At 71.9% G+C, this 23,749-nt stretch carries 20 protein-coding genes; 7 read left to right on the top strand and 13 right to left on the bottom strand.

What is annotated here, in order from left to right; all coding sequences use genetic code 11:
- The first annotated feature begins 322 nt into the window (after positions 1-322).
- Together WME79_RS46880 and WME79_RS46885 are read left to right on the top strand one after the other, a co-directional pair.
- Positions 323-2,692 (top strand): hypothetical protein, encoded by a 2,370-nt coding sequence (locus WME79_RS46880; RefSeq protein WP_437528872.1) that lies wholly within the window; start codon positions 323-325, stop codon positions 2,690-2,692.
- Between the two features lie 226 nt (positions 2,693-2,918).
- Positions 2,919-3,611: a response regulator transcription factor gene (locus WME79_RS46885; protein WP_437528875.1), complete on the top strand. Its 693-nt coding sequence runs from the start codon at positions 2,919-2,921 to the stop codon at positions 3,609-3,611.
- On the opposite strand, the gene WME79_RS46890 is transcribed toward WME79_RS46885, so the two are convergent.
- On the bottom strand, positions 3,593-4,549 hold the full coding sequence (locus WME79_RS46890; RefSeq protein ID WP_437528877.1) for a M23 family metallopeptidase: 957 nt from the start codon (positions 4,547-4,549) through the stop codon (positions 3,593-3,595). The two genes, WME79_RS46885 and WME79_RS46890, sit on opposite strands and share 19 nt — an antisense overlap.
- 207 nt (positions 4,550-4,756) lie before the next feature.
- Between WME79_RS46890 and WME79_RS46895 the strand changes: the two genes are divergently transcribed.
- Together WME79_RS46895 and WME79_RS46900 are read left to right on the top strand one after the other, a co-directional pair.
- Positions 4,757-5,434, top strand: a complete 678-nt coding sequence (locus WME79_RS46895) for a HEAT repeat domain-containing protein (protein WP_437528880.1) — start codon at positions 4,757-4,759, stop codon at positions 5,432-5,434.
- Positions 5,434-6,261 (top strand): class I SAM-dependent methyltransferase, encoded by an 828-nt coding sequence (locus WME79_RS46900; protein WP_012241227.1) that lies wholly within the window; start codon positions 5,434-5,436, stop codon positions 6,259-6,261. Before WME79_RS46895 ends, WME79_RS46900 begins: the two co-directional genes overlap by 1 nt.
- 64 nt (positions 6,262-6,325) lie before the next feature.
- Here the strand turns inward: WME79_RS46900 and WME79_RS46905 are convergent, their stop codons facing one another.
- The gene (locus WME79_RS46905; protein WP_437528883.1) at positions 6,326-6,610 is read right to left on the bottom strand and encodes a (2Fe-2S)-binding protein; all 285 of its coding nucleotides are present in this window, start codon (positions 6,608-6,610) and stop codon (positions 6,326-6,328) included.
- A gap of 4 nt (positions 6,611-6,614) precedes the next feature.
- Positions 6,615-6,977 carry a 6-carboxytetrahydropterin synthase QueD gene (queD, locus tag WME79_RS46910; protein WP_437278340.1) on the bottom strand — a complete coding sequence of 121 codons (363 nt, stop codon included), beginning with the start codon at positions 6,975-6,977 and terminating at the stop codon, positions 6,615-6,617.
- Between the two features lie 115 nt (positions 6,978-7,092).
- Here queD and WME79_RS46915 point away from each other — a divergent pair, with 115 nt between their 5' ends.
- A complete protein-coding gene (locus WME79_RS46915) occupies positions 7,093-7,233 on the top strand; it encodes a hypothetical protein (protein WP_437528886.1) in 141 nt (46 codons plus the stop codon).
- A gap of 27 nt (positions 7,234-7,260) precedes the next feature.
- Here WME79_RS46915 and WME79_RS46920 read toward each other — a convergent pair whose 3' ends face one another.
- The 7 genes from WME79_RS46920 to hemE form a co-directional block, all read right to left on the bottom strand.
- Positions 7,261-8,817: a GAF domain-containing protein gene (locus tag WME79_RS46920; protein ID WP_437528888.1), complete on the bottom strand. Its 1,557-nt coding sequence runs from the start codon at positions 8,815-8,817 to the stop codon at positions 7,261-7,263.
- Between the two features lie 154 nt (positions 8,818-8,971).
- A complete protein-coding gene (locus WME79_RS46925) occupies positions 8,972-10,096 on the bottom strand; it encodes an acyl-CoA reductase (protein WP_437540077.1) in 1,125 nt (374 codons plus the stop codon).
- Entirely contained in the window at positions 10,096-11,298 is a 1,203-nt protein-coding gene (locus tag WME79_RS46930) for an acyl-protein synthetase (RefSeq protein ID WP_437528891.1), read from the bottom strand. Before WME79_RS46930 ends, WME79_RS46925 begins: the two co-directional genes overlap by 1 nt.
- 40 nt (positions 11,299-11,338) lie before the next feature.
- Entirely contained in the window at positions 11,339-12,697 is a 1,359-nt protein-coding gene (locus tag WME79_RS46935; RefSeq protein ID WP_437528894.1) for an aspartate aminotransferase family protein, read from the bottom strand.
- A 43-nt stretch (positions 12,698-12,740) separates the two neighbouring features.
- Entirely contained in the window at positions 12,741-13,640 is a 900-nt protein-coding gene (locus WME79_RS46940; RefSeq protein ID WP_012241235.1) for a GGDEF domain-containing protein, read from the bottom strand.
- A gap of 1,322 nt (positions 13,641-14,962) precedes the next feature.
- Positions 14,963-15,748: a class II glutamine amidotransferase gene (locus tag WME79_RS46945; RefSeq protein WP_437528898.1), complete on the bottom strand. Its 786-nt coding sequence runs from the start codon at positions 15,746-15,748 to the stop codon at positions 14,963-14,965.
- Between the two features lie 78 nt (positions 15,749-15,826).
- Positions 15,827-16,876: a uroporphyrinogen decarboxylase gene (gene hemE, locus WME79_RS46950; RefSeq protein WP_437528900.1), complete on the bottom strand. Its 1,050-nt coding sequence runs from the start codon at positions 16,874-16,876 to the stop codon at positions 15,827-15,829.
- Between the two features lie 227 nt (positions 16,877-17,103).
- On the opposite strand from hemE, the gene WME79_RS46955 reads away from it, so the two are divergent.
- Complete coding sequence (locus tag WME79_RS46955; protein WP_437528903.1) at positions 17,104-17,688, top strand: hypothetical protein; 585 nt, start codon at positions 17,104-17,106, stop codon at positions 17,686-17,688.
- Between the two features lie 6 nt (positions 17,689-17,694).
- Here WME79_RS46955 and WME79_RS46960 read toward each other — a convergent pair whose 3' ends face one another.
- Complete coding sequence (locus WME79_RS46960; RefSeq protein ID WP_437528906.1) at positions 17,695-18,882, bottom strand: amidohydrolase; 1,188 nt, start codon at positions 18,880-18,882, stop codon at positions 17,695-17,697.
- A gap of 174 nt (positions 18,883-19,056) precedes the next feature.
- On the opposite strand from WME79_RS46960, the gene WME79_RS46965 reads away from it, so the two are divergent.
- Positions 19,057-20,196 carry an FAD:protein FMN transferase gene (locus WME79_RS46965; RefSeq protein ID WP_437528908.1) on the top strand — a complete coding sequence of 380 codons (1,140 nt, stop codon included), beginning with the start codon at positions 19,057-19,059 and terminating at the stop codon, positions 20,194-20,196.
- A 24-nt stretch (positions 20,197-20,220) separates the two neighbouring features.
- Here WME79_RS46965 and WME79_RS46970 read toward each other — a convergent pair whose 3' ends face one another.
- Positions 20,221-21,009 (bottom strand): enoyl-CoA hydratase-related protein, encoded by a 789-nt coding sequence (locus WME79_RS46970; protein ID WP_437528911.1) that lies wholly within the window; start codon positions 21,007-21,009, stop codon positions 20,221-20,223.
- Between the two features lie 44 nt (positions 21,010-21,053).
- The gene (locus WME79_RS46975) at positions 21,054-23,717 is read right to left on the bottom strand and encodes a M1 family aminopeptidase (protein WP_437528914.1); all 2,664 of its coding nucleotides are present in this window, start codon (positions 23,715-23,717) and stop codon (positions 21,054-21,056) included.
- Positions 23,718-23,749: the final 32 nt, after the last annotated feature.

Below are 23,749 nucleotides of genomic sequence, written 5' to 3' on the forward strand. Positions count from 1 at the left end.
TTGGCTGTCGCGCAATCAGGTTGACGTCGCGGCGGCGCGCGGGGCATGGAGGGCACGGCTCTGCGGCGGCGGCATCTCGTTTGCTATGGCACCCCTTCGCGGGGTCGAGCGGGGCCGGCCGGGTCGAATTGACAGCCTTCCGGTCGGGTCCCTAGCATCGGGCTCCCGTCGAGCCGTGGATCGCCTGCGGAAGTCGGTCATGGGCCCGTGGACGGCGGGCCTTTTCGGTGGCTTGACCGCCGCGCAACTGGATCGGTGGTCGAAAGGAAAGTCGAATATGACGCGGATAGAGCGTGAGAGCAGGCGCCCGTGGAGGGGCGCGGTGAGGCTCGCCATGGCGGGCCTGCTGATCGCGGGCACAGGCAGCGCCTTCGGATGTCTGAGCCGCCCCATCGCCGAGAACAAGCCCCGGTCGACGTCGACGATCGTCGAGCGGCTGACGCAGAGCTCGGTCGACAAGATCGATCTCCTCCTGGCGATCGACAACTCGGGCTCGATGGCCGACAAGCAGGCCATCCTCGCCACCGCGATCCCCGACCTCGTCCAGGGTCTCGTCAACCCGCGCTGCATCCACAAGGACGGCACGATGGCGACCACGGTCGCCTCGCCCAACACGGCCTGTCCGCAGGACTACAAGCGTGAGTTCGAGCCGGTCAAGGACATCCACATCGGCATCATCAGCTCGAGCCTCGGCGGCCACGGGTCGGCCGCCTGCCAGGGGACGACGAGCGCCTCGAACGTGGACATGGCGCACCTCCTCGCGCGCAGGAGCGAGACCTCCCCGGCAAACGACATCCCGACCTACCTCGAGCTGGGCTTCCTGGCCTGGGACCCGGACCAGAAGCTCGACGGCGAGCCGGAGAGGCCGGATCCGAACGACGGCGAGGCGGACATCAGCGCCGATACGAACGCCGACCTCAACGACACGTCGCTGGTCAAGCAGCTCACCGATATGGTCAAGGGCACGGGGCAGTCCGGCTGCGGCTTCGAGGCGCAGCTCGAGAGCGTGTACCGCTTCCTCGTCGACCCGGAGCCCTACGGCGCGATCAGCGTTGACCCGGCAACCGAAAACATCGTCGTCACCGGCGAGGATGCCGTCGTCAAGAAGCAGCGCGCCGACTTCATGCGGCCGAGCTCCCTCCTCGCGATCATCATGCTCACCGACGAGAACGACTGCTCGATCCGCGAGGAGGGCAAGAACTACCTCGTGGCAGAGACCGGGCCGGGCTTCCGCCTGTGGCGGCCGCGCGTCGAGTGCGCCAACGATCCGAGCGACAAGTGCTGCAGGTCGTGCAGCCAGAAGCAGGACGGCTGCTCCGAAGACCCGGCGTGCAAGGGCCCGGACGGCAACGCCGCCAGGCTGACCGCCGCGGAGGATCCGGTCAACTCTCGCTGCTGGGATCAGAAGCGCCGGTTCGGCTTCGACTTCCTCTATCCGATCGACCGCTACCGGCGCGCCTTCACCGAGGCGCAGATCCCGAACCGCAGGGGCGAGCTGGTCCAGAACCCGATCTTCAGCGATCCGAACCCGGCCGACGGCGACTCCAACATCCGCGATCCCGGGCTCGTCTTCTTCGCCGGTATCGTCGGCGTGCCGTGGCAGGACATCGCGCGTCAGAACGCGCAAGGCCAGCCCGACCTGCTGAACGGCCTCAACCAGGAAGGCGAGCCGGTCGGTGGGTTCAAGAACTCCGACGAGCTCAGCGCGCCCGTGGGCGGCGCCGCCAGCACCTGGGAGCTCATCCTCGGCGATCCCGCGAAGTACCAGCCGCCGAGGGATCCCTTCATGGTCGAGTCGATGAAGCCTCGCTCGGGCACGAACCCGATCACCAACGACACGATCGTCGGGCCGCAGGAGGCGGGCTGGAACGGCATCAACGGCCGCGAGTACACGATCCCGGAGGGGAGCACGGGGGACCTCCAGTACGCTTGCATCTTCGATCTCCCCCAGGAAGCGGTGAAGACCTGCGACGGGCAGGCTCAGAGCTGCGACTGCAGAGCGGTGGGGGGTCAGGCGACCGACAACCCGCTGTGCGAGCCTGAAGCGGGGAACAACCAGGAGGATCCGGCGCCCAGGTCGACGACGCAGATCAAGGCGAAGGCCTACCCGGGCCTCCGCGAGCTGCAGCTGATCCGGGAGCTCGGCCCCCAGGGCATCGTCGGCTCGGTGTGCCCGCGCCAGCTCACCAACGACGACGCGGCCGACTACGGCTACCGGCCGGCGATCGGCGCCATCATCGACCGCCTGAAGACGGTGCTCGGCGGCCAGTGCCTGCCGCGCACCTTGACGCCGCACGAGAACCAGCAGGTCTCCTGCCTGATCCTCGAGGCGCGCAACTCGCAGGGCCAGTGCAACTGCGCGGACGAGAGGATGCCAGGGCGCCTCGAGGTGACGGGCGCTCATACGGCGGCGAAGGACGAGGTGCTCTCGCTCGACATCGCGAAGGCGTCTGGCTGGGACTGCGTGTGCGAGATCCAGCAGCTCGAGGCCGACGGGGCCAACGCGTGCAGGACCAACGTCGGCGACATCGATGACGTGCACGGGTGGTGCTACGTCGACCCGTCGATCAGGCTTGGCGATCCGTCCATCGTGGCCGATTGCCCGTCGACCGAGCAGCGCAAGATCCGGTTCACGGGCAAGGGCGAAGCCCAGCAAGGGGCCACGCTGTTCATCACCTGCTCCGGCGAGTAGGCGACGTCAGCTGACCTCAGCGGGCGTCAGCTGACGTCTCTGACGTCTCTGACGTCTCTGACGTCTGATTGAGCCCGGCGCGCGGGGTGCGATCGCGAGATCGCGCCCCGCGGCGCTTTTGTGGCGCTTTCATGGCGCTTTCATGGTTACAGAGCGGCTCCGGCGAGCCGGCCGGCGGAGCGCTCGGGGGGACCTGTCCGGTTTTGTGCTAAGACCGGACTCCGTCGTGGTGGCACGAAAGAAGATTCTCATCATCGAGGACGAGCCCCACATCGTGCTGGGGCTGACGGACGCCCTCGAGTTCGAGGGCTTCTCGGTGGCGTCGGCCTCGAAGGGGAAGGACGGCGTGCTGCTCGCGCGGCAGGAGAAGCCGGACGCCATCCTCCTCGACCTCATGCTCCCCGACACCAACGGCTTCAAGGTCTGCGAGGACCTGCGGCGCTGGGACGCGTTCGTGCCGATCATCATGCTGACGGCCCGCGGGCAGGAGATCGACAAGATCCGCGGCCTCGACGCGGGCGCTGACGATTACGTGACCAAGCCGTTCAGCGTGGGCGAGCTCATCGCCCGCCTGCGCGCCCTCTTCCGCCGCGCCGCCCGGCCGGCCGAGGCGCCCGTCGAGGTGTTCACCGTCGGCAACGTGCAGATCAACATGACGGCCCACACGGTCTCGCGGGGCTCGCGCTCGGATCAGCTGTCGTTCTACGAGGTCGAGCTCCTTCGCCTGCTGCACGAGCGCGTGGGCCAGCCGGTCTCGCGCGAGGAGATCCTCCAGAAGATCTGGGGGATCGAGGCCGGGCCGTCGAACCGCACGGTCGACAACTTCATCGTCAAGCTGCGCAAGAAGATCGAGCGCTCGCCCGACAAGCCGGAGCACATCCTCACGGTCTACGGCTTCGGTTACAAGCTCGCTCCCTGACGGAGCGGCAGGACGTTGCGGAGGTCGCAAGGCACCGTCACCGCGGCGTCGGTGATGCGCTTCGGATCGAGCTCGAAGAGGCGCGCGCCCTCGCGGATCTGCCGCGCCTCGAGGCGCAGCCGGACGAGGCCCGGGCTGCCCGTCTCGCCGGCGTACCCGACCACGTCGCCCGCGTCGAGGCGCGCGCCCGCCACGACGCCAGGGCCAGGGCGATCGAGGTGGCTGTGGAGAAGGAGGTACCTGCGTATGCGATCCACGTCGCGCGCCTCGCGCACGTCGTGCGCCGTGGCCACCGTGACCCCGGACAGCTCGCCGACGAAGACGACCTCGGCCTTCCCCTCCTGGCCCTCGAGCCTGAGCGCTGCCACCCGCTCGCCGCGCGTCGCGGCGATGTCGATCCCGCCGATCCACGACGGCGGCTCGGGCCGCGCCGCGCCGATCGCGGCGACGGAGCCCGCTGCAGGCAGCGCGCCCGCCCCGGCTGGAGCGTCCTCGACAAGGAGGAACCCCGGCGGTGCGTCCTGCGCGCCGATCGGGAACGTGTACGCGGCGGCGCTCGCCGGACGTTCCGGGCGGCGGGGGATGTGCTCGTGGGCCTGGCTGCGCGTGCCCGCTCCCGCGGGACGCGCGCCGGCGAGGCGCGCACCGGCAGGGTCAGAGAGCGCCGCAGCGCCGCCTTCGGGGAGCGGCGTCCCTGGAGCAGGCAGCGGGACGCAGGCGGCGCCCTCCGGCACGGTGCGCGGGCCGCAGAGCGCCGCTGCGCCCGCGGCGCCGCGCGCCGCGGCCGCCGGAGGGACGACCGCGGGCGGCGGCGGCTCGGGATCGTCGATGCCGCCGAGCGCAAGGACGAGCGCCGACGCCGCGGCGCCGCGCACCAGCGGGGAGGGGGAGATCGTTGCCCTCGCCGGGCGGGATTGCAATGAGCCGGACACACGCATGCCACGAACGGTCTACCGCATCGCGCGCGGCGGGCGAGCTCGATGCGGCGGCGGCGCGCTCGTCCCGCCCGGCTTGCGCGCAGCGGCCCCGGCGTGGGCGGCGCCGGGCATGCGCGGCCGCGCCCGCCGTGGACGGGAATTCGCGAGGAACAGGCCCTTGTTGCCTGCCGGCTTGCGGAGGCGACGCGCTGTTGATAGCTCCTCTTCGTGCAAAATCGTCAAGCCATCGAGACGACCCTGAACAAGCTGTTCGACGCGGAGCGCACGGCTCGCCGGCTCCACGAGGACCTGACGGCCATGCCCGGCGATGGGCTGCTGGATGTCCTAACGGACGCGATCGCGGCCGCGACGCGCGAGAACGACGAGGACGAGGCGGCGCTCCGGCTGGTGCGTATCGCGTCGCTGCTCGGCGAGCACGAGGGTCCGCGCGCGCTCGACGCGCTCATCGATGTGCTCGCGTCGGAGCACCCCGAGGCGCGGCAGGCCGCGGGCGAGGAGATTGAGACGCTGGCCTACGATCGGTTCAAGGAGGTCGCACAGGCGATCGAGCGCGCGCTGAAGCGGCTGCCGGTGGGCTCGTCGGCGCTCCCGGAGCTGCCGTACCTCATCGCCGAGGTGCCGGAGCCGGGCGTGCCGAAGCTGCTCAGCCAGTTCCTGAGCCACAAGGATCCGGACGCGGTCGCGGCGGCGATCGAGACGCTGGTCGAGATCGGTGATCCGGCGCATGCGCCGCTCATCCAGCCGCTGCTCGACGACAAGCGCACGGTCGAGCTCGCGGACGACGGCGGCGACGACGCGACGTCGGAGGTCACGATCGGCGAGCTCGCCGAAGAGGCGCTCAGCCTCCTAGCGCCCTACGACGACGAGGAGGACGGGGTCGCCTGATGATCGGCCCGCCGCTGAGCGCGGCGGACGCCGTGTTGTTCGAGCACGCGGTCGTCCCGCGCTACCTCTCGTTCTTCGCCTCGCTGGCGGTCGAGATGCTGCTGCCCTCCGAGGCGGCGCGCATCGTCCACCTCGGCTGCAGGAGCGGCTTCCCCGACGCGATCGTGGCCGACAAGCTGCCCGGCGCGACCCTCGTGGGCGTCGACGGCTCCGCCGCCGCGCTCGAGCTCGCGCGCGACAAGGCCGCGCTGTTCTCCGGGATGAACGCGAGCTACGTGCTCGCCGACGCCCTGCCGACGCCGCTGCCGGACGCGAGCTTCTCCCACGCGTTCACGCTGCACCCGGTCTGCCGTCCGAGCGAGCGGGCGCAGCTCCTCGCCGAGCTGCGCCGGGTCCTGGTCCCCGGCGGCCAGGCGCTCATCGCGCTGCCGTTGCGCGGCTCGTTCCCGGAGATCGCGGACATCGCGCGGGAGTGCGCGCTCAAGCAAGATCTCTCGGAGCTCGGCGCCGCGGTGGACGCCGCCGCCGTCAGCCGCCCCACGATCGAGACCATCGCCGAGGAGATCGAGGGCGCGGGGCTCGACGAGGTCGAGGTCGACGTCCAGCTCATCGCCGTGTCGTTCGAGAGCGGGCGTGAGTTCCTCGAGGATCCCATCTCGAGGTTGATGGTGATCCCCGAGTCGACGGCGATGCTCGACGTCGAGCCGCAGATCATCGACTCGATGCTCAAGTACCTGCACCACGCGGTCTCGAAGTACTGGTCCGAAGGGGTCTTCGAGCTGACCGTGAACGTCGGGTGCGCGAGCGCTCGGCGCCCCCTCGTTTGATCACGGTCGACGATCGGGCCAGGGCGCTGGTCGCGCGGAGCGCGGCCAGCGAGCGCGGCAAGCGCTAGCGCTCGCGCCCGCCGCCGCGGAGGCCGAGCTCGCCGAGGCCGGCGAGCGCCGCGAGCGAGACCGGGTGGTACGGCGGCCGCGGGGTGATCGGCTTCCGGACGTCGCCCCCGCGCTCCTCGATGAGCCGCGCGCAGAGCGCGAGGCACCACTTGCCCTGGCACCAGCCGGTGCCGAAGCCCGTGTAGCGCTTGACGGACTCGATGTCCTTGTAGCCGCGATCCATCGCGGCCTCGAGCTCGTGCAGCGTGACGTCCTCGCAGCGGCAGACGAGCGTCTTCATCGACCTAATCGCCCTCGTACTCGCAGCGAGCGTCGCAGGTCTCGAAGATGGTGACCCGGTTCAAGGACGGCAGCGACGGCGCGAGGCGGCTCCAGATCCACCGGGCGAGCACCTCGCTCGTCGGGTTCTCCAGCCCGGGGACCTCGTTCAGGTAGTGGTGATCGAGCAGGTCGTGGAGGGGAGCCCAGGCCTCGTAGAGGTGGCTGTAATCGATGAACCACCCCGTCTCCTCGTTCACCGGGCCGCGGATCGCGACCTCGACCTTGAAGCTGTGACCGTGGAGGCGCGCGCATTTGTGCCCCTGCGGAACCTTGGGAAGACGGTGGGCGGCCTCGAAGCGGAACTCGTGTACGAGACGGACGTTCATCGGAGCAGCGGTCATGGGGCGGTCGCCATGGGGCGTCAACGCCCCGTGGCCTTAACCGGAGGCGGCGTGAGGTACGGGGTTCCCTCGAGGGGCTCGAGCGACTATACCGCCGGCCATGCCGCAGAAGCCCGCAGTGAGAGCCAAGAAGAAGCGTCGCGATACGAAGCGCCTGGCGAACTGGCGCGCCAAGAAGGAGCTGCAGAGCGCCCAGGGAACGCCGGCTGATCCGGCCGCCGCCGCGCGGTCCGGCAGCTGAGCCGCGAGCACCGGCCCCGGCCGGTGCTCAGCTCGCCGGCTCGTCCTCTCCGTCCTCGTCCGGCTCCGGCGACGCGGGTCCCCGGCGTCGCGCCGCACGAACGGTCGCGACCTCGGCCCGGGACGGGTTGATCACAAGAAAGCCGTGGTCCGCGTCGAGGAGCGCGACGTCTCCTGGCGACGCCCAGCGGAACGCCCCCGCCACATCCACGATCGACGGCACGCCGAGCAGCTGGAGGAGCACGAGCGAGCGCGGCCCGGACCGGTCGCTGAGCGCAACGCCCACCGGGTGGGCCCGGGCGGAGATCAAGAGGTCGAAGACCGTCAGCTGGTCTCCCACGAGGACCGCCTTCGACGGGAGCTCGGCCCGGGCATCCGGGGTTGCCAGCATCAGGATCGCATCGCAGAGATCCTCGATGTCACGGGCGCGATCTTGCAAGAACGGGTCACCGACAATTCCGTTGGCGGCCCGGGCCACCTCGCGAGCGACCGTCCCGAGCGCCTGCGCGACGTTGCGCCCGCTGGCCGCGAGCTCGAAGGCGCGCGCGCGCAGGCGGCCGTCGCCGATCATCAGGAGGTAGGTCGAGAGGAACGCCGCCTCCTGCGCGAGCCCTCGCTTCGCCGCACGGGCGTTGAGGTCGAGGAGCGCCTTCTCCGCGATGTCGAACGCGAACCGCAGGAGCTTCGGATCGCCGCTGCCCTGCCGCGCGCCGAGCGACGAGGTGGCCGGCCGCCGCAGGGCCGCGATGGCGCCGAGCGCGCGCCCCGCGACGACGGGCAACCCCGGCAGCGTGACCTTGCGCGTGCCACCGCCCGTGCGCCGCCGCCGCTCGCGCAGCTCGTCGAGCACCTGCGCGTGGCGCGCGCCGGCCGCGATCGGCGCGGTCAGCGCCATGACGAGCTCGACGTCCCGCGCCGTGAAGGCACGATCGCCCGCCCGCTGCACGACCAACGCGCCGAGCGGGCGGCCGCTGCCGAGGATGGGCGCCGCGAGGAAGACCGGGAAGCGCTCTTCACGGAGCTCAGGGAACGCTCGATAGCGCTCGTGCTCGGTCGCCTGGACGACAGAGATCGGCCGCAGGCACTCGACCGCCATGCCTGTGATGCCCTGCCCGACCGAGAGCCGCACCGTGCCGCGCGCCTCGCGCGGAAAACCGACGTTGCCGCGCAGCACGAGCTCGTCGCCGTCGCCCTCGAGGAGGTACAGCGAGGCCACGTCGGCGCCGAGGATCGCGGCGATTCGCTGTGGCGCCTCGTCGAGGAGGAGCGACAGCGGCATCGGCTTCGCCACGAAGGCCAGGTACTCGATCACGAGATCCAGGCGCTCATCGCGGCGCACCTGGATCCGCGCGGAGGCGACCGACGGCGGCGCGCCGTCGTCGTCGGTATCCGCGACGCGGGCCGAGCTGCCGGCCGGGTCGCTCGAGACGGACGCGTCCTCCTCGTCGGGGCCGAGCTCGTCGAGCGCGCGGTCCACGAGGCTGTCCCGTGAGCCCTCCACGCCGGACGGCGTCGCGGACGGGCTCGCGATCGCTTCGAGCTCCGTGGGCGGATGGATCGCCTTCGGATCGGTGCGCGACGACATGCCATGATCGCTATCACACACCGTCGCTCGAGCGCACCTTGCTCCCACCACGTCCGGATCGTGTCGCGGTCTGGACGGCGCGGCCGCGCGATGTGCGCGCTCGCTGCGAGCCGCCCGCGCGGCGCGAGCGCGGGCGGACAGTCGGTCCCGGAGGTCAGGGCGTCCGCAGATCGACCGGGCCGTCGAGGGGCGGGCGCTGCATCCACCCGAGCGCGGAGACCCGGGCGCGCGGGGCTGCTGCGGCGGCCGCGCGCGCGAGCGGCCCGCCTCCGCCCGCGCCGATCGCGGTGATCGCGCCGCGGATCGGCGCGAGCAGCGCCGGAGCGGCCTCGGCGCTGCTCGCCGCCACGTGGACCACGCGCGCCGCGGGCGGCAGCAGCAGCGATCGCGGCGTCGGATCCAGGCCGACCCCATGTCCTCGACCTTCCCAGAACGAGCCCACGGCCTCGAGCGTGGTCCGGTACATGGTCACCTCCGCGCGGGCGGCGCCGTCGAGCGGCCCGCGCGGGACGCGCGCGCCCGCCTCCTCGAGCGCCTCGTGCAGGGCGCGCGCGAGCGCCGCCGCGCGCTCGGCAGGGCCTTCCGCCAGCACGAAGCGCGGCGACAGGCAGCCGCGCTGATCGAACGGCACGACGTCCGCGGCGATGTCCCGCGCCGCCTCGGCGAGGTTCGCGTCCAGGCCGACCACGGCGAGCCCCAGGCCCGCGCCGTGCCCGCGCACGAGCACACCCGGGCCAGCCTGGGCTCGCAGCGTCGCCACGGTCTGGTCCGAGCCGTAGACATGCAGCTCCGCGTGCGGCAGATCCCCGGGAACCCCCTCGCCGGCCACCGGCGCCTCGGCGTCCCCGAGCGCGACGTCCGCGACCAGCGCGATGGCGCCGCCGGCGCGGCGGAAGCCTTCGTCGGCCTGCAGCGCGCGCACGAGGAGCTCCGTGACGACGGGATCGCGGCGGGACGGGCGCACGAAGACCTCCGGCGTTGTGGCCGTCGCGACGGCGATGGCCCGCAGCGGCGCCGTGCAGACGTTGGCCGCCAGCACCACGTGGCAGCGGCGCGCGCGCCCCGAGGACGCCACGAGCGCGTCGAGCTCGCCGTCGCTCGGCGCGATCTCGAGGTGGCGGCCGAGCGCGAGCTCCACGCCCTCAGGCGAGAGGCCGCTCGTGGAAGGCAACCGCTGGCGCGCCTCCTCGCCCAGCGGGTCGCGCGCGTCCGCGATCCGCGCCGCCGCGGCGACCGCGCGCTCGACCCGGAGGCGCCGCGCCGCGCCGTCGTCCATCATCACGGCCCGCCGCCGAGCATCTGGTCCATCGCGATCGAGCAGCCGCGCGGCGGCGCCCCCGAAGCGCGGCCCAGGAGCTCGACACCCTCCGCGGTGACGCGCACGCGGTCGGCGGTCTGGATGGCGACCGCCGAGTCGACATTCGCGAGATCGACGATCCGTGCGAGCCCGATCGCGCCCGCAGGGAGCGGCGCGAGCGTCTCGGGGTCCACCGCGGTGACGCGCGTCCAGGGAGGCGCGAGGTACAGCCTCGGCGCCGCGCCCGGTGTGCCGGCGAGCGCTGCCGCGAGCGTGCCCTCGTAGAGCTGGCTGGAGAGCTCGGTCATGCCGTACTCGCTCACCACGTGCGAGAGGGGCACCCCCAGCGCCCGCGCGATCGACGCCCGCAGCTCCTCCGCGGGCACCTCGCGCGAGCGGCCCTTGTAGCCGCCGGTCTGCATGACCCGGCTCCCGTCGGGCAGCAGCGCCGCGCCCTCGGGCAGCTGCGCCTCGAGCAGGTGCTCGAGCAGGTGCTCGAGCAGGTGCACGAAAGCGAACGACGTGCCGAGCACGAGCGCCGGCTCTCCCGAGGCGCGCGCCTCGGCGCACGCGCGGGCGAACCCTGCGGCGTCGAGCTCGCCGCCGCGAACGTGCCAGCTCGCCGGCCCCGAGAGGCGCGCCGCGAAGCGGTCGATCATGAACCCGAGCGACGAGTCCGGCGCCTCGTGGAGCGGCGGCGCGAGGACGATCGTCCGGAGCCGCGCGCCGTCGGGCCACAGCAGGCGCTCCCCCCACGCGAGCGCGGCGAGCTCGTACGTGGCGGTCGTGCGGAACGGGTGCTCTCCGCGGGACGCCGCGCCGAGGGAGGTTCCGCTCGTGCGGAAGACGCGCTCGTCCGCCTCCGGCGGGTGGGCCGCGACGCGCGCGAACCGGAACACGTCGCACGGCACAGCGGGGATCTGCGCCGCATGATCCATCGCGGCGACGTCCGCGCCGCGCGCCTCGAAGAGCCGGGCGACCGGCGCGCAATGCGCGGCCTGGTGCCGGGCGAGGGCGATCGCGAGCGCGTCGAAGGTCTCCGGGAGCGCGCCCTGGTCCTGCGGAGGAGAGGCGGCCGCTGCTCGGCCGGCGCCTGTCGAGCCCACCCTGTCCACGCGGAGCGACGCCTCGATGAACGCCCGCGCGCGGCGGTGCAGCGCCTCGCTCTGGTCTATCGGTCCCACGGGCACCGGGATAGCACGCGCGTCCTGCTCCGCTCGAGCGCTAGGCCGTCAACACGCGCGCGAGCGCGCCGGCCGCGGCCGACAGCAGCGCTTCGGGGATGGTGAGCGCCGGCGTCAGCGTCAGCGTCTCGCCGCGCACCCCGCCCGTGAGGACCAGGTACCCTTCGGCCAGCATCCCGCGCATGGCCCGGAGCCCGAGCTCGGCGCTCTCGAGCTCGACGCCGACCATGAGCCCCGCGCCCCGCACGTCGACCACGCCTGCCCGGCGCGGGAGCGCCTCTCGCAGCATCGCCTGGAAGCGAGCGCCCACGTCGCGCGAGCGCGCGGCCAGCCCGCCTTCGTCGAGGGCGTCGAGCGTCGCGAGCGCGGCGCTCGACGCGAGGGGCGATCCGGAGTGCGTCGAGGTGTGGACCACCTCGGCCTCGCGCGCCCACGCCCGCATGATCGGCTCGGGCGCCACGCACGCGGAGATGGGGAGCCCGCCGCCGAGCCCCTTGCCGAAGCAGAGGATATCGACGGGCGCCCCGAGCTCTCCTGTGCGCGTCATCGCCCCCGATCGACCGAGGCCGGTCCAGATCTCGTCCGCGATCACGAGCGCCCCGTGCCGGTGCGCCGCTTCGCAGACCGCGTGCAGGAACGTGTCGGGCGGGACGACGCAGCCGCCCCGCCCGAGGATCGGCTCGAGGAGGACCGCGCCGACGTCGCCCCCGCGCAGCGCGAGCTCGACGGCGTCGACCGAGCGCGCGGCGCCCGCCTCGTCGCGCGGGTAGGGCGCGAACGTCACGCGCCGGTTGAGCTGCTCCGCGAAGGGCGCCCGGTAGCTCTCGCGCAGCCCGCACGCCGCGAGCGGCGCGTACCCGAGCCCGTGGTACGCGCCCTCGAACGCGACGAGCCCCGGCCGTCCGGTCGAGAGCGCCGCTGTCTTGACGGCCGCGGTGATCGCGTCGCTGCCGCTCTGGCCGAGCAGCGCCATGGGCGAGGGCCCGGGGTGCAGCGCCGCGAGGCGCTCGAGCAGGGCGATCTTCACGTCGGCCGAGTACACGTCGCCGAGCGCGAGGGTCAGCCGGGACAGCTGCTCCTCCGCCGCGCGCCGCACCGGCGCCGCCGCGTGGCCGAGGAGCAGCGCGCCGAAGCCGGCGCACAGGTCGACGTAGCGGTTCCCGTCGACGTCGCAGACGTTCGCGCCGCGCCCGTGCGACAGCACGATCGGCGGCATGTCGGCGCCGCTCTTCTGCGCCCGCGCCTCGCGCCGCCGGCCGAACGCCGGGCACTCGACGCGCTCGAGCCGCTCGAGCGCGCTCCGCGACAGGGGACCAGGCGGCGGCGACAGGATCGCGGGCAGCTCCGCGCCGCTGCCCGCGTCCGGCGCCGCCGGCAGCGGCAGATCGCTGTTCGGCATCGTCGTTCCTCCGCCGGAACCTAGCGCGCCCGCGGGCGGCTGCTCAGGCGCACACCCGGTTTCTCCCGCTGTTCTTCGCGTGGTAGAGGCGCTCGTCCGCGCGCTTGATGAGGTCGTTCGCGGTGCGATCGCCCTCCTGGAGGAGCGCCACGCCGACGCTGATGGTCACGCGGATGCTGTCGGCCTGGAACACGAACAGGTGCTCCGCGACCTTTTGACGCAGGGTCTCGCCGAGGGCCGCTGCGCCCTCGATGGACGTCTCCGGCAGGATGATGGCGAACTCCTCGCCGCCGTAGCGCGCGAAGACCTCGTCGCGGCGGATGCGGCTCTGCACGATGCGCGCGACCTCCTTCAGCACGAAGTCGCCGGCCAGGTGGCCGTGGACGTCGTTGATGCGCTTGAAGTGGTCGATGTCGAACAGGAGGATCGCGAGGTCCCGCTCGTGGCGGCGGCCGCGGATGATCTCGCGCTCGAGCGCCTCGTAGAGGTAGCGCTTGTTGTGGATCTGCGTGAGACCATCGATGATGGTCATCCGGTAGATCTCTTCGTGGTATTGCGCCTCCACGTCGGCGCCGGACAGGAACTTGAAGATCGTGGGGCCGATCTTCACCCGGTCTCCGTTCTTCAGCACCACCTCGCGGGAGATCTGCTCATCGTTGCAGTACGTCCCGTTGGTGCTGCCATCGTCGACGACCATCCAGGCGCTCGGCCGCTGCTCGAAATGGGCGTGCCTTCGTGACACGGAGTCGCCGTCGAGCACGATGTGGTTGTCCGCGCCGCGACCGACCCGCGTCGGGTTGTTCTCCAGCACGAACCGCTTGCCGAGCAGCGTGGGCTCCTTCGTGTAGATCACGACCAGGCAGTCGGTCGTGTTCTTGCTGCCGCCGCCCGGTGGGGGCTGGACCACCTGCGTTACACGAGTCTTTTCGTCGAAGTCACTCACGCGCGCTCAGCCCAACCCGTCGTGCGACCTAGCCTCGACATCGTTCGAGCTCTTCCCGAGACGGAACCTACCCGGGCGTGGCTCTTCGGTCGCGATGCAACGGTTCGATATGCCCTAGCCCGCCCAACGTCAAAGCGTACTGACATGCGCCGACTCCCGTCAAGACGGCCATCCGGGCGGAGCCGTCTTCAGTGCTTCCTCCGCCTTCCCGACCCGACAACGGCCTACGTCGCCCTCTGCGCTCCGTCGCGCTCGTTGCGCCCGTTGTGCCCTTCCACGTTCTCGGCTTGTTCCCCGCACGCCGTCCGCCCCTCGCCGCCGTTTGCTGCCGCTCACGCCGCGCCGCACCACCGGTGCTCGCCGACGCGCCTTGTGGGGCGTTGTGCGCTTCTATCGCAGTCGACGCCCCACCTCTTTCCTCTTGTACAGCCCGAGCTGCCGAGGACGCGGGTCTCTCTATGCGTTTCCCGCGCGCGCCGCCACCCGTCCGGCGAGCGATTGAGCCGGCAAGGCAGAGAATGGTTCGCTGGAACACGATGTGTCTGTTCGGCTGGCATGTCCGCGTTCTGCGGGGACGAGGCTCTGTGAGTTTTGCCTCAAAACCAGGGCGCATCACAACGCTGAACTGAGCGAAGCGGAACGCGGCGGAACGGAGCCGTGCGACGCGGAACGGAGCGGAACGGAGCTGAGCCGAGCGAAGCGGCACCGAGCGAAGCGGCACGGAGCGGAGCTGCACGGAACTGCACGGAGCGGAACCGAGCGAAGCCGAGCGAAGCGGCACCGAGCGAAGCGGCACGGAGCGGAGCTGCACGGAACTGCACGGAGCGGAACCGAGCGAAGCCGAGCAGAACGGCGCGAAGCGGCACGGAACGGAGCGGAACCGGCGCGGAACCGGCGCGGAACCGGCGCGGGAGCGCGTGGATCCCGTTGTGCCGTGCGCGCCGCGACCGCTGCAGGGGCCTCCCGCCAGCGTTGCCGTTCAGTTGACTTGGCACACAGGGTGCGTAGGATAGGCCTGCGTCGCGGCGGAGACCTTCCCCCCCCAGGTCCGTCGCGGCGTTTTTCATTTCAAGCTGCCGTGCCCATCTCCAGGCCGCGGTACGGGAGCGCTTCCTGCCTTGGATGGCTCCAGGAGCAGCTCGTTCCTCCGCCAGCCGCAACGCTCCGTCAATGCTGGAACTGGCCACCGCGGGAAGGCGTCAATGCGCCCCGCTGCGGGGACAGGTGCCGAGAAACCGACCCCCATCGCAAAGACGGGATTGACGGCCGGAGCCCTGGCGGGCACGCGCGGGCGTGAGGGGTGGACACTTCGCTGGCGTCGATCAGGCGAGCGACGACAGCGTCGCGCGCAGCTCGCCGCCATCGAATACCCAGAGCTCGCCGGGTCGTCCCGTGGTCCAGGTCTCGTTCGCGGTGAGCGGGCTCGTCGCGACCACCGCGATCCGATCCTTCGGGGTCGTGACGGCCGAGAAGTCGACGCGGACGTCGTCGTCCAGGAGCGTCGCTACGCCGAAGGGAGCCTTGCGGACGATGTGACAGAGCCGGGTTGCGCAGCGGGCGAAGAGGTGGCGCCCATCGCCGAGCAGGAAGTTGAACGTGCCGTCCTGGCCGAGCTCGCCGCCGAGCGCCGCGATCGCCTCCCAGAGCTCGCTGGGCCGGCGCGGATAGCCGGGGAACGAGCTGCGGAGCCCCTCCAGCAGGTAGCAGAAGGCGTGCTCGCTGTCGGTCGTTCCGATGGGGCTGAAGCGGCCCAGCGCGCGGCGCCGGACGCGAGGGAGCGTGCCGTTGTGCGCGAAGACCCAGTGGCGTCCCCAGAGCTCGCGCACGAACGGGTGCGTGTTGGCGAGATGGACGTCGCCGCGCGTGCGGCGCCGGATGTGGCCGATCGCGAGCAGCGTCTTGATGGGCGTCTCGCTGAGGAATCGCGCCAGCGGGCTCTCCGCGGCGGCGCCCGGATCAAGGAACACGCGAGCGGCGCGCCCCTCGAAGAACGCGAGGCCCCACCCGTCAGCGTGGGGACCGGTGCGGCCGCCCCGGTGCCGGAGACCGTTGAACGAAAAGACGATGTCTGTGGGGACGTTGCACTCCATCCCGAGGAGCTCGCACATGCTCGCGGGTGGACGATATCACCCCGGGAGGGGATCTGAGATCTGATCCCGGTCGATGCCGCGGCGCGATGCGCGGCGTCAGCGATCCGGCTCGCCCTGGAGCGACGCGCGCGGGATGGAGTGGACGAGATCGATGACCGCCTTGACCGTATCGACCGGCGTCTCCGGGATGATGCCGTGGCCGAGGTTGAAGATGTGCCCGGCGCGCCCGCCGGCCTCCGCGAGCACCGCGCGCGCGCGGCGCTCGGCGACGGCGCGCGGCGCGCAGAGCAGCAGCGGATCCAGGTTGCCCTGCACCGCACGATCGTGCCCGATGCGCTGCCACGCCTTGTCGAGCGGCGTGCGCCAGTCGACGCCGATCACCGTGCCGCCGGCGTCGCGCTGCGCCTCGAGGAGCGCCCCCGTGTTCGTGCCGAAGTGGATGACCGGGACCCCGGTCGCCTCGAGGTCGCGGAGGATGTGCCGCACGTGCGGCTGCACGTGCTCGCGGTAGTCGTCGATCGAGAGCGAGCCGACCCACGAGTCGAACAGCTGCACCGCCTGGGCGCCCGCGGCGACCTGAGCGCGCAACAGGCGGCGGACGACCTCCGAGATCTTGCCCATCAGCGCCGACCACGCCTCGGGGTCGCTCCACATCAGCTGCTTCGTGAGCCGGTAGTCGCTCGATTTGCCCCCCTCGACGAGGTAGCTCGCCATGGTGAACGGCGCGCCGGCGAAGCCGATGAGCGGCGTCTTGCCGTCCAGCTCCTTGCGGATGAGGCGCACGGCGTCGAGCACGTAGCCGAGGCCCTCCTCGGGCTCGAACACCCGCAGCCGCTCGATGCCGGCCCGATCGCGCACGGGCTCGTGGATCACCGGGCCCTCGCCCTTCGCGAACTCGAAGGGAGCGCCCATCGGCTCGAGCGGCAGGAGGATGTCGGCGAAGAGGATCGCCGCGTCCATCCCGAGCCGCAGCGGTTGGAGCGTCACCTCGAGCGCGAGCTCGGGCGTCTTGCAGATCTCGAGGAGCGTGTACTTCTTCCTGAGCTCCCGGTACTCGGCCATGTACCGGCCGGCCTGGCGCATGAACCACACGGGCGTGACATCGGTCGGCTCACGCCGGCAGGCGCGCAGGAAGCGATCGTGCATGGAAGGCTCCAGGAGGGGGCGACGGGACGCCGTCGGGACGTCCCTTCATGTCCGTTCAGCCATCACCCGGCAATGGGTTTCAGCCCATCGCCCGCACGTGGTCGCCGGGAGCGCAGCGCGGCCGGGCCCGAGGCGGCCCGGTCGAGGGGGGCGGACCCAAGCGTCGGCTCCCCCGCCGTGTAGACTAGGAGTCTATGGCGCGTCCCTCCAGACCTCCCGGCTTTGACATGACGTACAGGCCCGAGAAGCGCATGGCGTTCGGGCCGCCGCTGAAGGAGCGCCTCCCCGCGCTGCTTTACCTGACCTTCGCCCTCGGCGTCTCGGGGGTGATCTTCTATGGCCAGAACGCTCCCTCGAGCTCCCGGCTCTTCCAGTACGTCGTCGAGGGCGATCGCCACCGGCTCGTGTCCTCCAGCGTTTGCGCCATCATCCTGTGCGTGAGCGCGGTGGCGATGGTGCTGCGCGAGCAGATGCGGGGGGTCGTCGTGCACCCGGACGGGATCGAGCTGCGCGAGCTGCTCACCTTCGGCGTGCCGCGCGTGCGGCGCTTCGCCTGGTCGCAGATCGACCGGATGGCGGTGCCCTCCGCGCAGGCGGGCGCCGGCACCGCGGCGGTGGTCAGCGGGACGGTGCCGGCGAGCAACATCCGGCTCGATCTCTGGGATGGGTCCCGCACCTGGCTGCCGGACGTCGGAGACAAGATCGCGCTGTCGGTGACGCTGGAGCGGGTCGCCCTGGCGCGGGCGATCCCGATCGAGGGGGGAACCGGGCTGATGGACGATCTCGGGAACCCCCTTCAGGACGACGGCTGAACAGGCCTAACGCGCGCTCGCCCCGGCCTTCCGCTGCGCGAACTCCTCGCGTACGCCCTGCCGCAGCTCGGGATCGAGCAGGAGATCCGCGCACGTCATCGCCATGGCCTTGGCGGCGATCAGCATCGAGTCCTGGCCGGCGGGGCTCGCGGCGCGCTCGGCGAACGCGTGCTGGTGGCAGGTCGTCTCTCCCTTGCCGCAGATCGCGATCCACGGATGGATGGCGGGGAGCGCGTGGGACACGTCGCCCATGTCGGTCGAGCCGGTGCCGACGGCGGGGTCCATCTCGAGCGGCGAGCGGCCGAGGGCGCGCAGGTGCTCGCCGAAGCGGCGCGCCATCTTCCGGTTGTTGACCATGTTCTTGTAGCCGCCCTTATCGATGAGCGTGAGCTCGGCCCCGCTCGCCATGGCCGCGCCGTGGGCGCAGCGCTCCACGATCGCCCGCACGCGGGCGAGCTCGTCGGTGTCGAGGGCGCGGACCGAGAACTCGGCCACGGCGAGCTCCGGGATGATGTTGACCGCCTGACCGCCGTTCTTGATGAACCCGTGCACCCGGACGCCGTCGCGGAAGTGGACGCGCTGGCCGTCGATCAGCCGGAAGGTGTCGAGGCAGGCCGTGAGCGCGCTGCTCCCGTCCCACGGCGCGAGCGCGGCGTGCGACGGCTTGCCGCGGAACTGGAGCTCGAGCCAGGCGCTGGCCAGCGTGTCGTGCGCGAGCAGATCGCGGTCGAACGGGTGGAACATCATCGCCGCGTCGACGCCCTCGAAGGCGCCCGCCTCGAGCAGCTTGATCTTGCCGCCGCCCCCTTCCTCGGCGGGCGTCCCGACCAGATCGATGGTGCCGGCCACGGCGTCCTTCTGCCGCGCCAGCGCGAGGAACGCGCCGAGCGCCCCCGCCGCGATCAGGTTGTGCCCGCAGGCGTGGCCGATCTCCGGGAGCGCGTCGTACTCGGCGAGGATGGCGAGGTGGGGACCCTCGCCGCGCCCGATGCGCGCGCGCAGCGAGGTGGGCATGCCGGCGAGCCCCCGCTCGACCTGGACGCCGCGCTGCTCGACGGCCTCGGCGAGCCAGGCCGCGGCCCTGTGCTCCTCGAACCGGAGCTCGGGGTTCGCGTGGATGCGCGCGGCGATCTCGCGGAGATCCGGGGAGAGGTCGTCGATGTCACGCTGGATGCGGCTCGGGTCGAGGTTCATAGGGGCGGGCGATACTACTCTGGATCCGCGCGGCTCGCCCGGGCCATGGTGGCGCCTGCGGAGGAGCTCCGCCGACGCCGCCTGATGATGACGATCGCACGCTCGCGCGTTCGCGTGTTGGCACGCCGCACGCCGCCACGCTGTCGGGACTTCTCACAAAGCCAGGACCCTCGAATGCACGGACCGCGCTGTTCTCCGCTCCTCTTCTGCTTCTGCCCCTGCCTCGCGGCGGCGCTCGCGCTCGTCGCCTGCGACGCGCCCTCACGCGCGCGCCAGGAGGCCGGGCCGGCCGCCTCGAGCGCAGCGCCTCTGCCGGCCGAGGCCGCTCCGGCGCAGGCCGGGCCCGCCCGCGTCGCGGTCGAGGCGAGGGCGATGGGCACGAGCCTGCTCCTCGCCGCCTACACGAGCGAGGTGATGGATGAGGCGGCGATCAGGGCCAGGCTGGACAAGGCGATCGCCGAGATCCGCAGGCTCGAGGGGCTCATGACGACCTGGCGGCCGGACAGCGAGCTGTCGAGGGTCAACGCGGCGGCCGGGAAGAGCGTGGTGGAGGTGAGCCCGGAGTCGCTCGCCGTGATCGAGAAGAGCCTCTGGATCAGCGAGCGCTCGGAGGGGGTCTTCGACATCACCTTCGAGGCGATGCACGGGCTCTGGAAGTTCGACGAGGACCTCGACGACAACGTGCCGCGCAAGGAAGACGTCGAGCGGGCGCGCGCGCTCATCGATCACAGGCAGATCAAGATCGATCGCGCCCGGCGCACGGTGATGCTCGGGAAGCCGGGGATGCGGATGAGCCTCGGCGGGATCGCGAAGGGCTACGCCGTCGACGCCGCGGCGCGGGTGCTGCGGGGGGAGGGGCTGACGTCGTTCTTCGTGCAGGCCGGCGGTGACCTGTACATCGCCGGAAAGAAGCCGGACGGGTCGCCGTGGAGGGCGGGGGTGCGGGATCCGCGCGGCAAGGACGCGAACGACTACTTCGCGATGATCGAGGTGGAGGACCACGCCTTCTCCACGGCGGGCGACTACGAGCGGAGCTTCATCAAGGACGGCAGGCGCTATCACCACATCATCGATCCGCGGACCGGCTTCCCGGCGTCCGAGAGCCGGAGCGTGACCATCTGGGCAAAGGACGCGCTAACCGCGGACGCCGTCGACGATGCGGCGTTCATCCTGGGGGCCGAGAAGGCGCTCGCGCTCGTCGAGTCGATCGAGGACTGCGGCGCGGTGATCGTCGACCGGAACAACAAGGTGTGGGTGTCGAAGCGGCTGGAAGGCAAGGTTGAGGTGCTCCGCCAGCCGACCGATGGGCTCTAGGAGGCGACGCCCGGCTCGCCGCCCTCACCGCCCCTTGTAGACGGGCTTCCGCTTCTCGGCGAACGCGCGCAGCGCCTCCAGCCGATCCTCGCTGCGCAGCGTCTCGTCGTAGTGGACCCGCTCGATCTCGAGCCCGAGCGAGAGCGGCACGTCATAGCCGTCGTCGATCGCCCCGAGCGCCGCGGCCTGCGCGATGGGCGCGCCGCTCGCGATCGGCTCGATCCACGCGATCGCGTCGTCGACAACCGGCGTCCCTTCGGGCGACACCCGGTTCACGAGGCCCCAGGCGAGCGCCTCGGGCGCGGTGAGCCTCCTGCCGAGCAGGATCATCTCCTTCGCCCGCGCCTCGCCGACGACCCGCGGCAGCCGCTGCGTGCCGCCCGCGCCCGGGATGATGCCGAGCGACGTCTCCGGCAGCGCGAGCTCGGCGTGCGGCGCCGCCACCCGGAGATCGCAGATCAGCGCGAGCTCCAGCCCGCCGCCGAACGCGACGCCGTTGATCGCCGCGATCACCGGCTTCGGGCTCCGCGCGAGCACCCCGAGCTCCGTCCGGTACAGGCCCACCTGGCGACGGACGTCGTCGGGGCTCATGCCCTGCCGCTCCTTGAGGTCGGCGCCGGCGCAGAACGCCTTGTCTCCGGCGCCCGTGATCACGATCGCGCGCACCTCCGGGTCGTCCACGAGCTCGCGCCCGAGGCGGCCAAAGGCGAGCAGCGCGTCCCGGGAGAGCGCGTTGCGGCGATCCGCCCGATCGATGGTGAGCACCGCGACCGCGCCGCGCCGGTCGAGCTTCACGGGAGGGGCTTCCGACATCGATCCTGCCTAGCCGACCGCGGCGGCGCGGCAAAGAGGCTCGCTCACTTGGCGTCGGCCGCCTTCTTGGCCTTGGTGCTCGCTGCCTCGAGCTTGCCGAGCCGCGCCCTGATCTCCGCGTTATCGCGCCGCAGCGCCTCGAGCTCGTCCCGCAGCCGATCCAGCTCGCGCTTGCCCGCTCCGCCGAGATCGCGCAGGACCTCGCGGATCCGACGCCGCACCCGGCCGTCGAGATCGCGGTCGAGCTGCCGCTGGAGCGCGCCCCGCGACCGGCCGTCGCCGAGATCGCCCAGCGCGCGCGCGACGTCGACCCGGAGGTACGGATCCGGCTGATCGAGGAGCTCCTCGAGGAGCTCGCGCGTCCGCCGATCGCTGGAGAGCTTCGGCAACGCCATGATCGCCGCCCGCCGCCCCCGCGTCGGGACGCCGTAGCGCGTGCGGGCCGTCAGGTGCGGCACAGCGCGCTCGTCCCGCAGGTTGGCCAGCCCGTCGATCACGCCGCAGCGGATGACCTCGCCCCACGAGGGGCGATCCAGGAGATCGACCAGCGTCTCGAACCCCGAGCTCTGCCGCGTGGCCCCGAGCGCGCGCGCCGCCTCGGCCTGCACCAGGTAGCTCGCGTCGCGCAGGGCGAGCTTGCCGAGGACCTCCGCCGCCTTGGCCGACCGGAAGCTGCCGAGCGCGCTCGCGACCGCCCGGCGCACCTTCGGGTGCTCCACGCCCGCGCTGCCCTCGAGCAGCGCGAACGCCGCGCTCGACTGGAGCGCGCCGAGCGCGGCCGCGGCGGCGGCGCGCACCCCCCAGAACTCGTTTGCGTCCGAGAGCGACTGCCCGAGCGCCCGCGCCGTCGGAGGGTCGTCGCGCCGCGAGAGCGGCTTCGCGGCGAGCATGCGGCCGCGCGCCGTGGGCGCGTGGGCCAGCTGCGCCCGCAGGAGATCGCCGGGCGCGTCGACCCTGACCTCGCCCAGGATCCTGAGGTCCGGATCCACCACCACGAAGCGAGGCCGCCGCGGGAGCGGGATGACGAAGGTGTGCGCCGCCTGATCCACGCGCCGCACCTCGCGCCGCGTGATCGAGCCCTTGCCCTCCGTGAAGCCGAAATCGAGCACCAGGTCGAACGCGAAGACGGGCGGCGTCGAGGCGTCCGGCTGGAGCGCGTGCTCCCGGCTGGGCTGCCCGGACGCCTGCGCCTGCTTCACCGTCACGGTGCACTGGTCGCCCTCGATCTCGATCTTCACGTCGAGCTCGGGGTGCCCGGCGCGGAAGACCCACTGCTCGAAGAAGCGCTCCAGCGATTTGCCGCTCACGTCCTCGAGCGCGCGGGCAAGATCCCGTGTCTCCACGACCCCGCGCGCGTGGCGCGTCAGGTAGGTGCTCACCCCGCGCCAGAAGAGCTCGTCTCCGAGCTCCCGGCGGAGCAGGTGGAGGACGAGCCCGCCCTTCTCGTAGAGGTGTCGATCGAAGACGTCGAGCGGCGCGTCGTAGTCCTGACAGACGATGGGCCGCCGGTAACGCCCGCGCGCCTCGCCAAGGTACGAGTCGAGATCGGCCTTCAGGCTGTGATTGTACTCGTCGGAGCCGAGGTGGTGCTCCCGATAGACGTGCTCCATGAACGTCGCGAATCCCTCGTTGAGCCAGCCGTGCGACCAGTCGCGGCAGGTCACGAGATCGCCGAACCACTGGTGCGCGAGCTCGTGGGCGATGAGATCGTCCGACGAGATGTCGAGCGCCGCCCGCTCGTCGAGCAGGATGTGCTCGTACATCGTGGTGGCGGTCGTGTTCTCCATCCCTCCGAAGATGAAGTCGCTCACCACCACCTGCGCGTAGCGGCGGAAGGGATATTTGACGCCGAGCTTCTCGCTGAAGTGGCGGATCATGTCCGGCGTGCGCGCGAACGTGCGGCGGCCGTCCTCCTCGCGCCCCTTCGGCACGAAGTACGCGAGCGGGATGTCGAGCGCCGCGTCGTCGATGCGGGCGAACTCGCCCGCCACGAGCGTGAACAGGTAGCTCGGGTGAGGCTCGTCCAGCCGGTAGTGATAAGCGCCCTCCTTCTGCGATCGCGCGTCGCTCTCGAGCTCGCCGTTCGACAGGCAGTACCAGCCCGGCGGCACCTGCGCGCGGAGCTCGGTCGTCTGCTTGATATGGGGCTTGTCGATGCACGGGAAGATGTGGCGCGCGTCCTCGTCCTGACACTGCGTCCAGACCTGGCGCGGGCGGTCGGGGACGTGCTCGTCCGGCTGGAGGAAATAGATCCCCCTCCGCGGCGTCGCCCGGTACCGGATCAGGATCGACGCCTCGGCCTCGTCGAGCGGCACGGCGACGCGGATCGTCTCGCCGTCGTACGTGTGCTCGGCCGGGTGGAACGCGCCGCTCGCCGCCTTGCCCGCGCCTCGCTTGGGCTTCGCGGCGCGCCCGGCCCCGGCGCTGATCTCGACCGCCTCGAGATCGAAGCCGATGGCGTCGAGCGCGATCTCGCGCGCGCCGGGGTCGACGCGGACCGCGTCGAGCCGCGCCGTGCCGCGGATCGAGCGCGTCTCGACGTCGAGGGCGAGATCGAGGGCGATGTGCCGGATCGTGAAGGGGCGCGAGCGCTCGTAGACGCGCCTCGTCCCGGCCAGCGTGAAGGGGCGGGACGCGGCCGCGAACTCGGACGACGACAGCACGGAGCCGCAGGCGCAGCGCGAGTGGAGCCGGTACTCTATGGACATCTCCGCGGAGTTTCCCCGCGCGGCGCCCGGCG

It is taken from the genome of Sorangium sp. So ce726 (assembly GCF_051521405.1).
GTDB lineage: Bacteria > Myxococcota_A > Polyangia > Polyangiales > Polyangiaceae > Sorangium.

What these genes read in the sequence shown, in the direction of transcription:
- WME79_RS46890 (WP_437528877.1), bottom strand. Translation starts at nt 4,549, where the DNA reads ATGCGTGTGTCCGGCTCATTGCAATCCCGCCCGGCGAGGGCAACGATC.
- WME79_RS46900 (WP_012241227.1), top strand. Translation starts at nt 5,434, where the DNA reads ATGATCGGCCCGCCGCTGAGCGCGGCGGACGCCGTGTTGTTCGAGCAC.
- WME79_RS46905 (WP_437528883.1), bottom strand. Translation starts at nt 6,610, where the DNA reads ATGAAGACGCTCGTCTGCCGCTGCGAGGACGTCACGCTGCACGAGCTC.
- queD (WP_437278340.1), bottom strand. Translation starts at nt 6,977, where the DNA reads ATGAACGTCCGTCTCGTACACGAGTTCCGCTTCGAGGCCGCCCACCGT.
- WME79_RS46915 (WP_437528886.1), top strand. Translation starts at nt 7,093, where the DNA reads ATGCCGCAGAAGCCCGCAGTGAGAGCCAAGAAGAAGCGTCGCGATACG.
- WME79_RS46920 (WP_437528888.1), bottom strand. Translation starts at nt 8,817, where the DNA reads ATGTCGTCGCGCACCGATCCGAAGGCGATCCATCCGCCCACGGAGCTC.
- WME79_RS46925 (WP_437540077.1), bottom strand. Translation starts at nt 10,096, where the DNA reads ATGATGGACGACGGCGCGGCGCGGCGCCTCCGGGTCGAGCGCGCGGTC.
- WME79_RS46935 (WP_437528894.1), bottom strand. Translation starts at nt 12,697, where the DNA reads ATGCCGAACAGCGATCTGCCGCTGCCGGCGGCGCCGGACGCGGGCAGC.
- WME79_RS46945 (WP_437528898.1), bottom strand. Translation starts at nt 15,748, where the DNA reads ATGTGCGAGCTCCTCGGGATGGAGTGCAACGTCCCCACAGACATCGTC.
- hemE (WP_437528900.1), bottom strand. Translation starts at nt 16,876, where the DNA reads ATGCACGATCGCTTCCTGCGCGCCTGCCGGCGTGAGCCGACCGATGTC.
- WME79_RS46955 (WP_437528903.1), top strand. Translation starts at nt 17,104, where the DNA reads ATGACGTACAGGCCCGAGAAGCGCATGGCGTTCGGGCCGCCGCTGAAG.
- WME79_RS46960 (WP_437528906.1), bottom strand. Translation starts at nt 18,882, where the DNA reads ATGAACCTCGACCCGAGCCGCATCCAGCGTGACATCGACGACCTCTCC.
- WME79_RS46965 (WP_437528908.1), top strand. Translation starts at nt 19,057, where the DNA reads ATGCACGGACCGCGCTGTTCTCCGCTCCTCTTCTGCTTCTGCCCCTGC.
- WME79_RS46970 (WP_437528911.1), bottom strand. Translation starts at nt 21,009, where the DNA reads ATGTCGGAAGCCCCTCCCGTGAAGCTCGACCGGCGCGGCGCGGTCGCG.
- WME79_RS46975 (WP_437528914.1), bottom strand. Translation starts at nt 23,717, where the DNA reads ATGTCCATAGAGTACCGGCTCCACTCGCGCTGCGCCTGCGGCTCCGTG.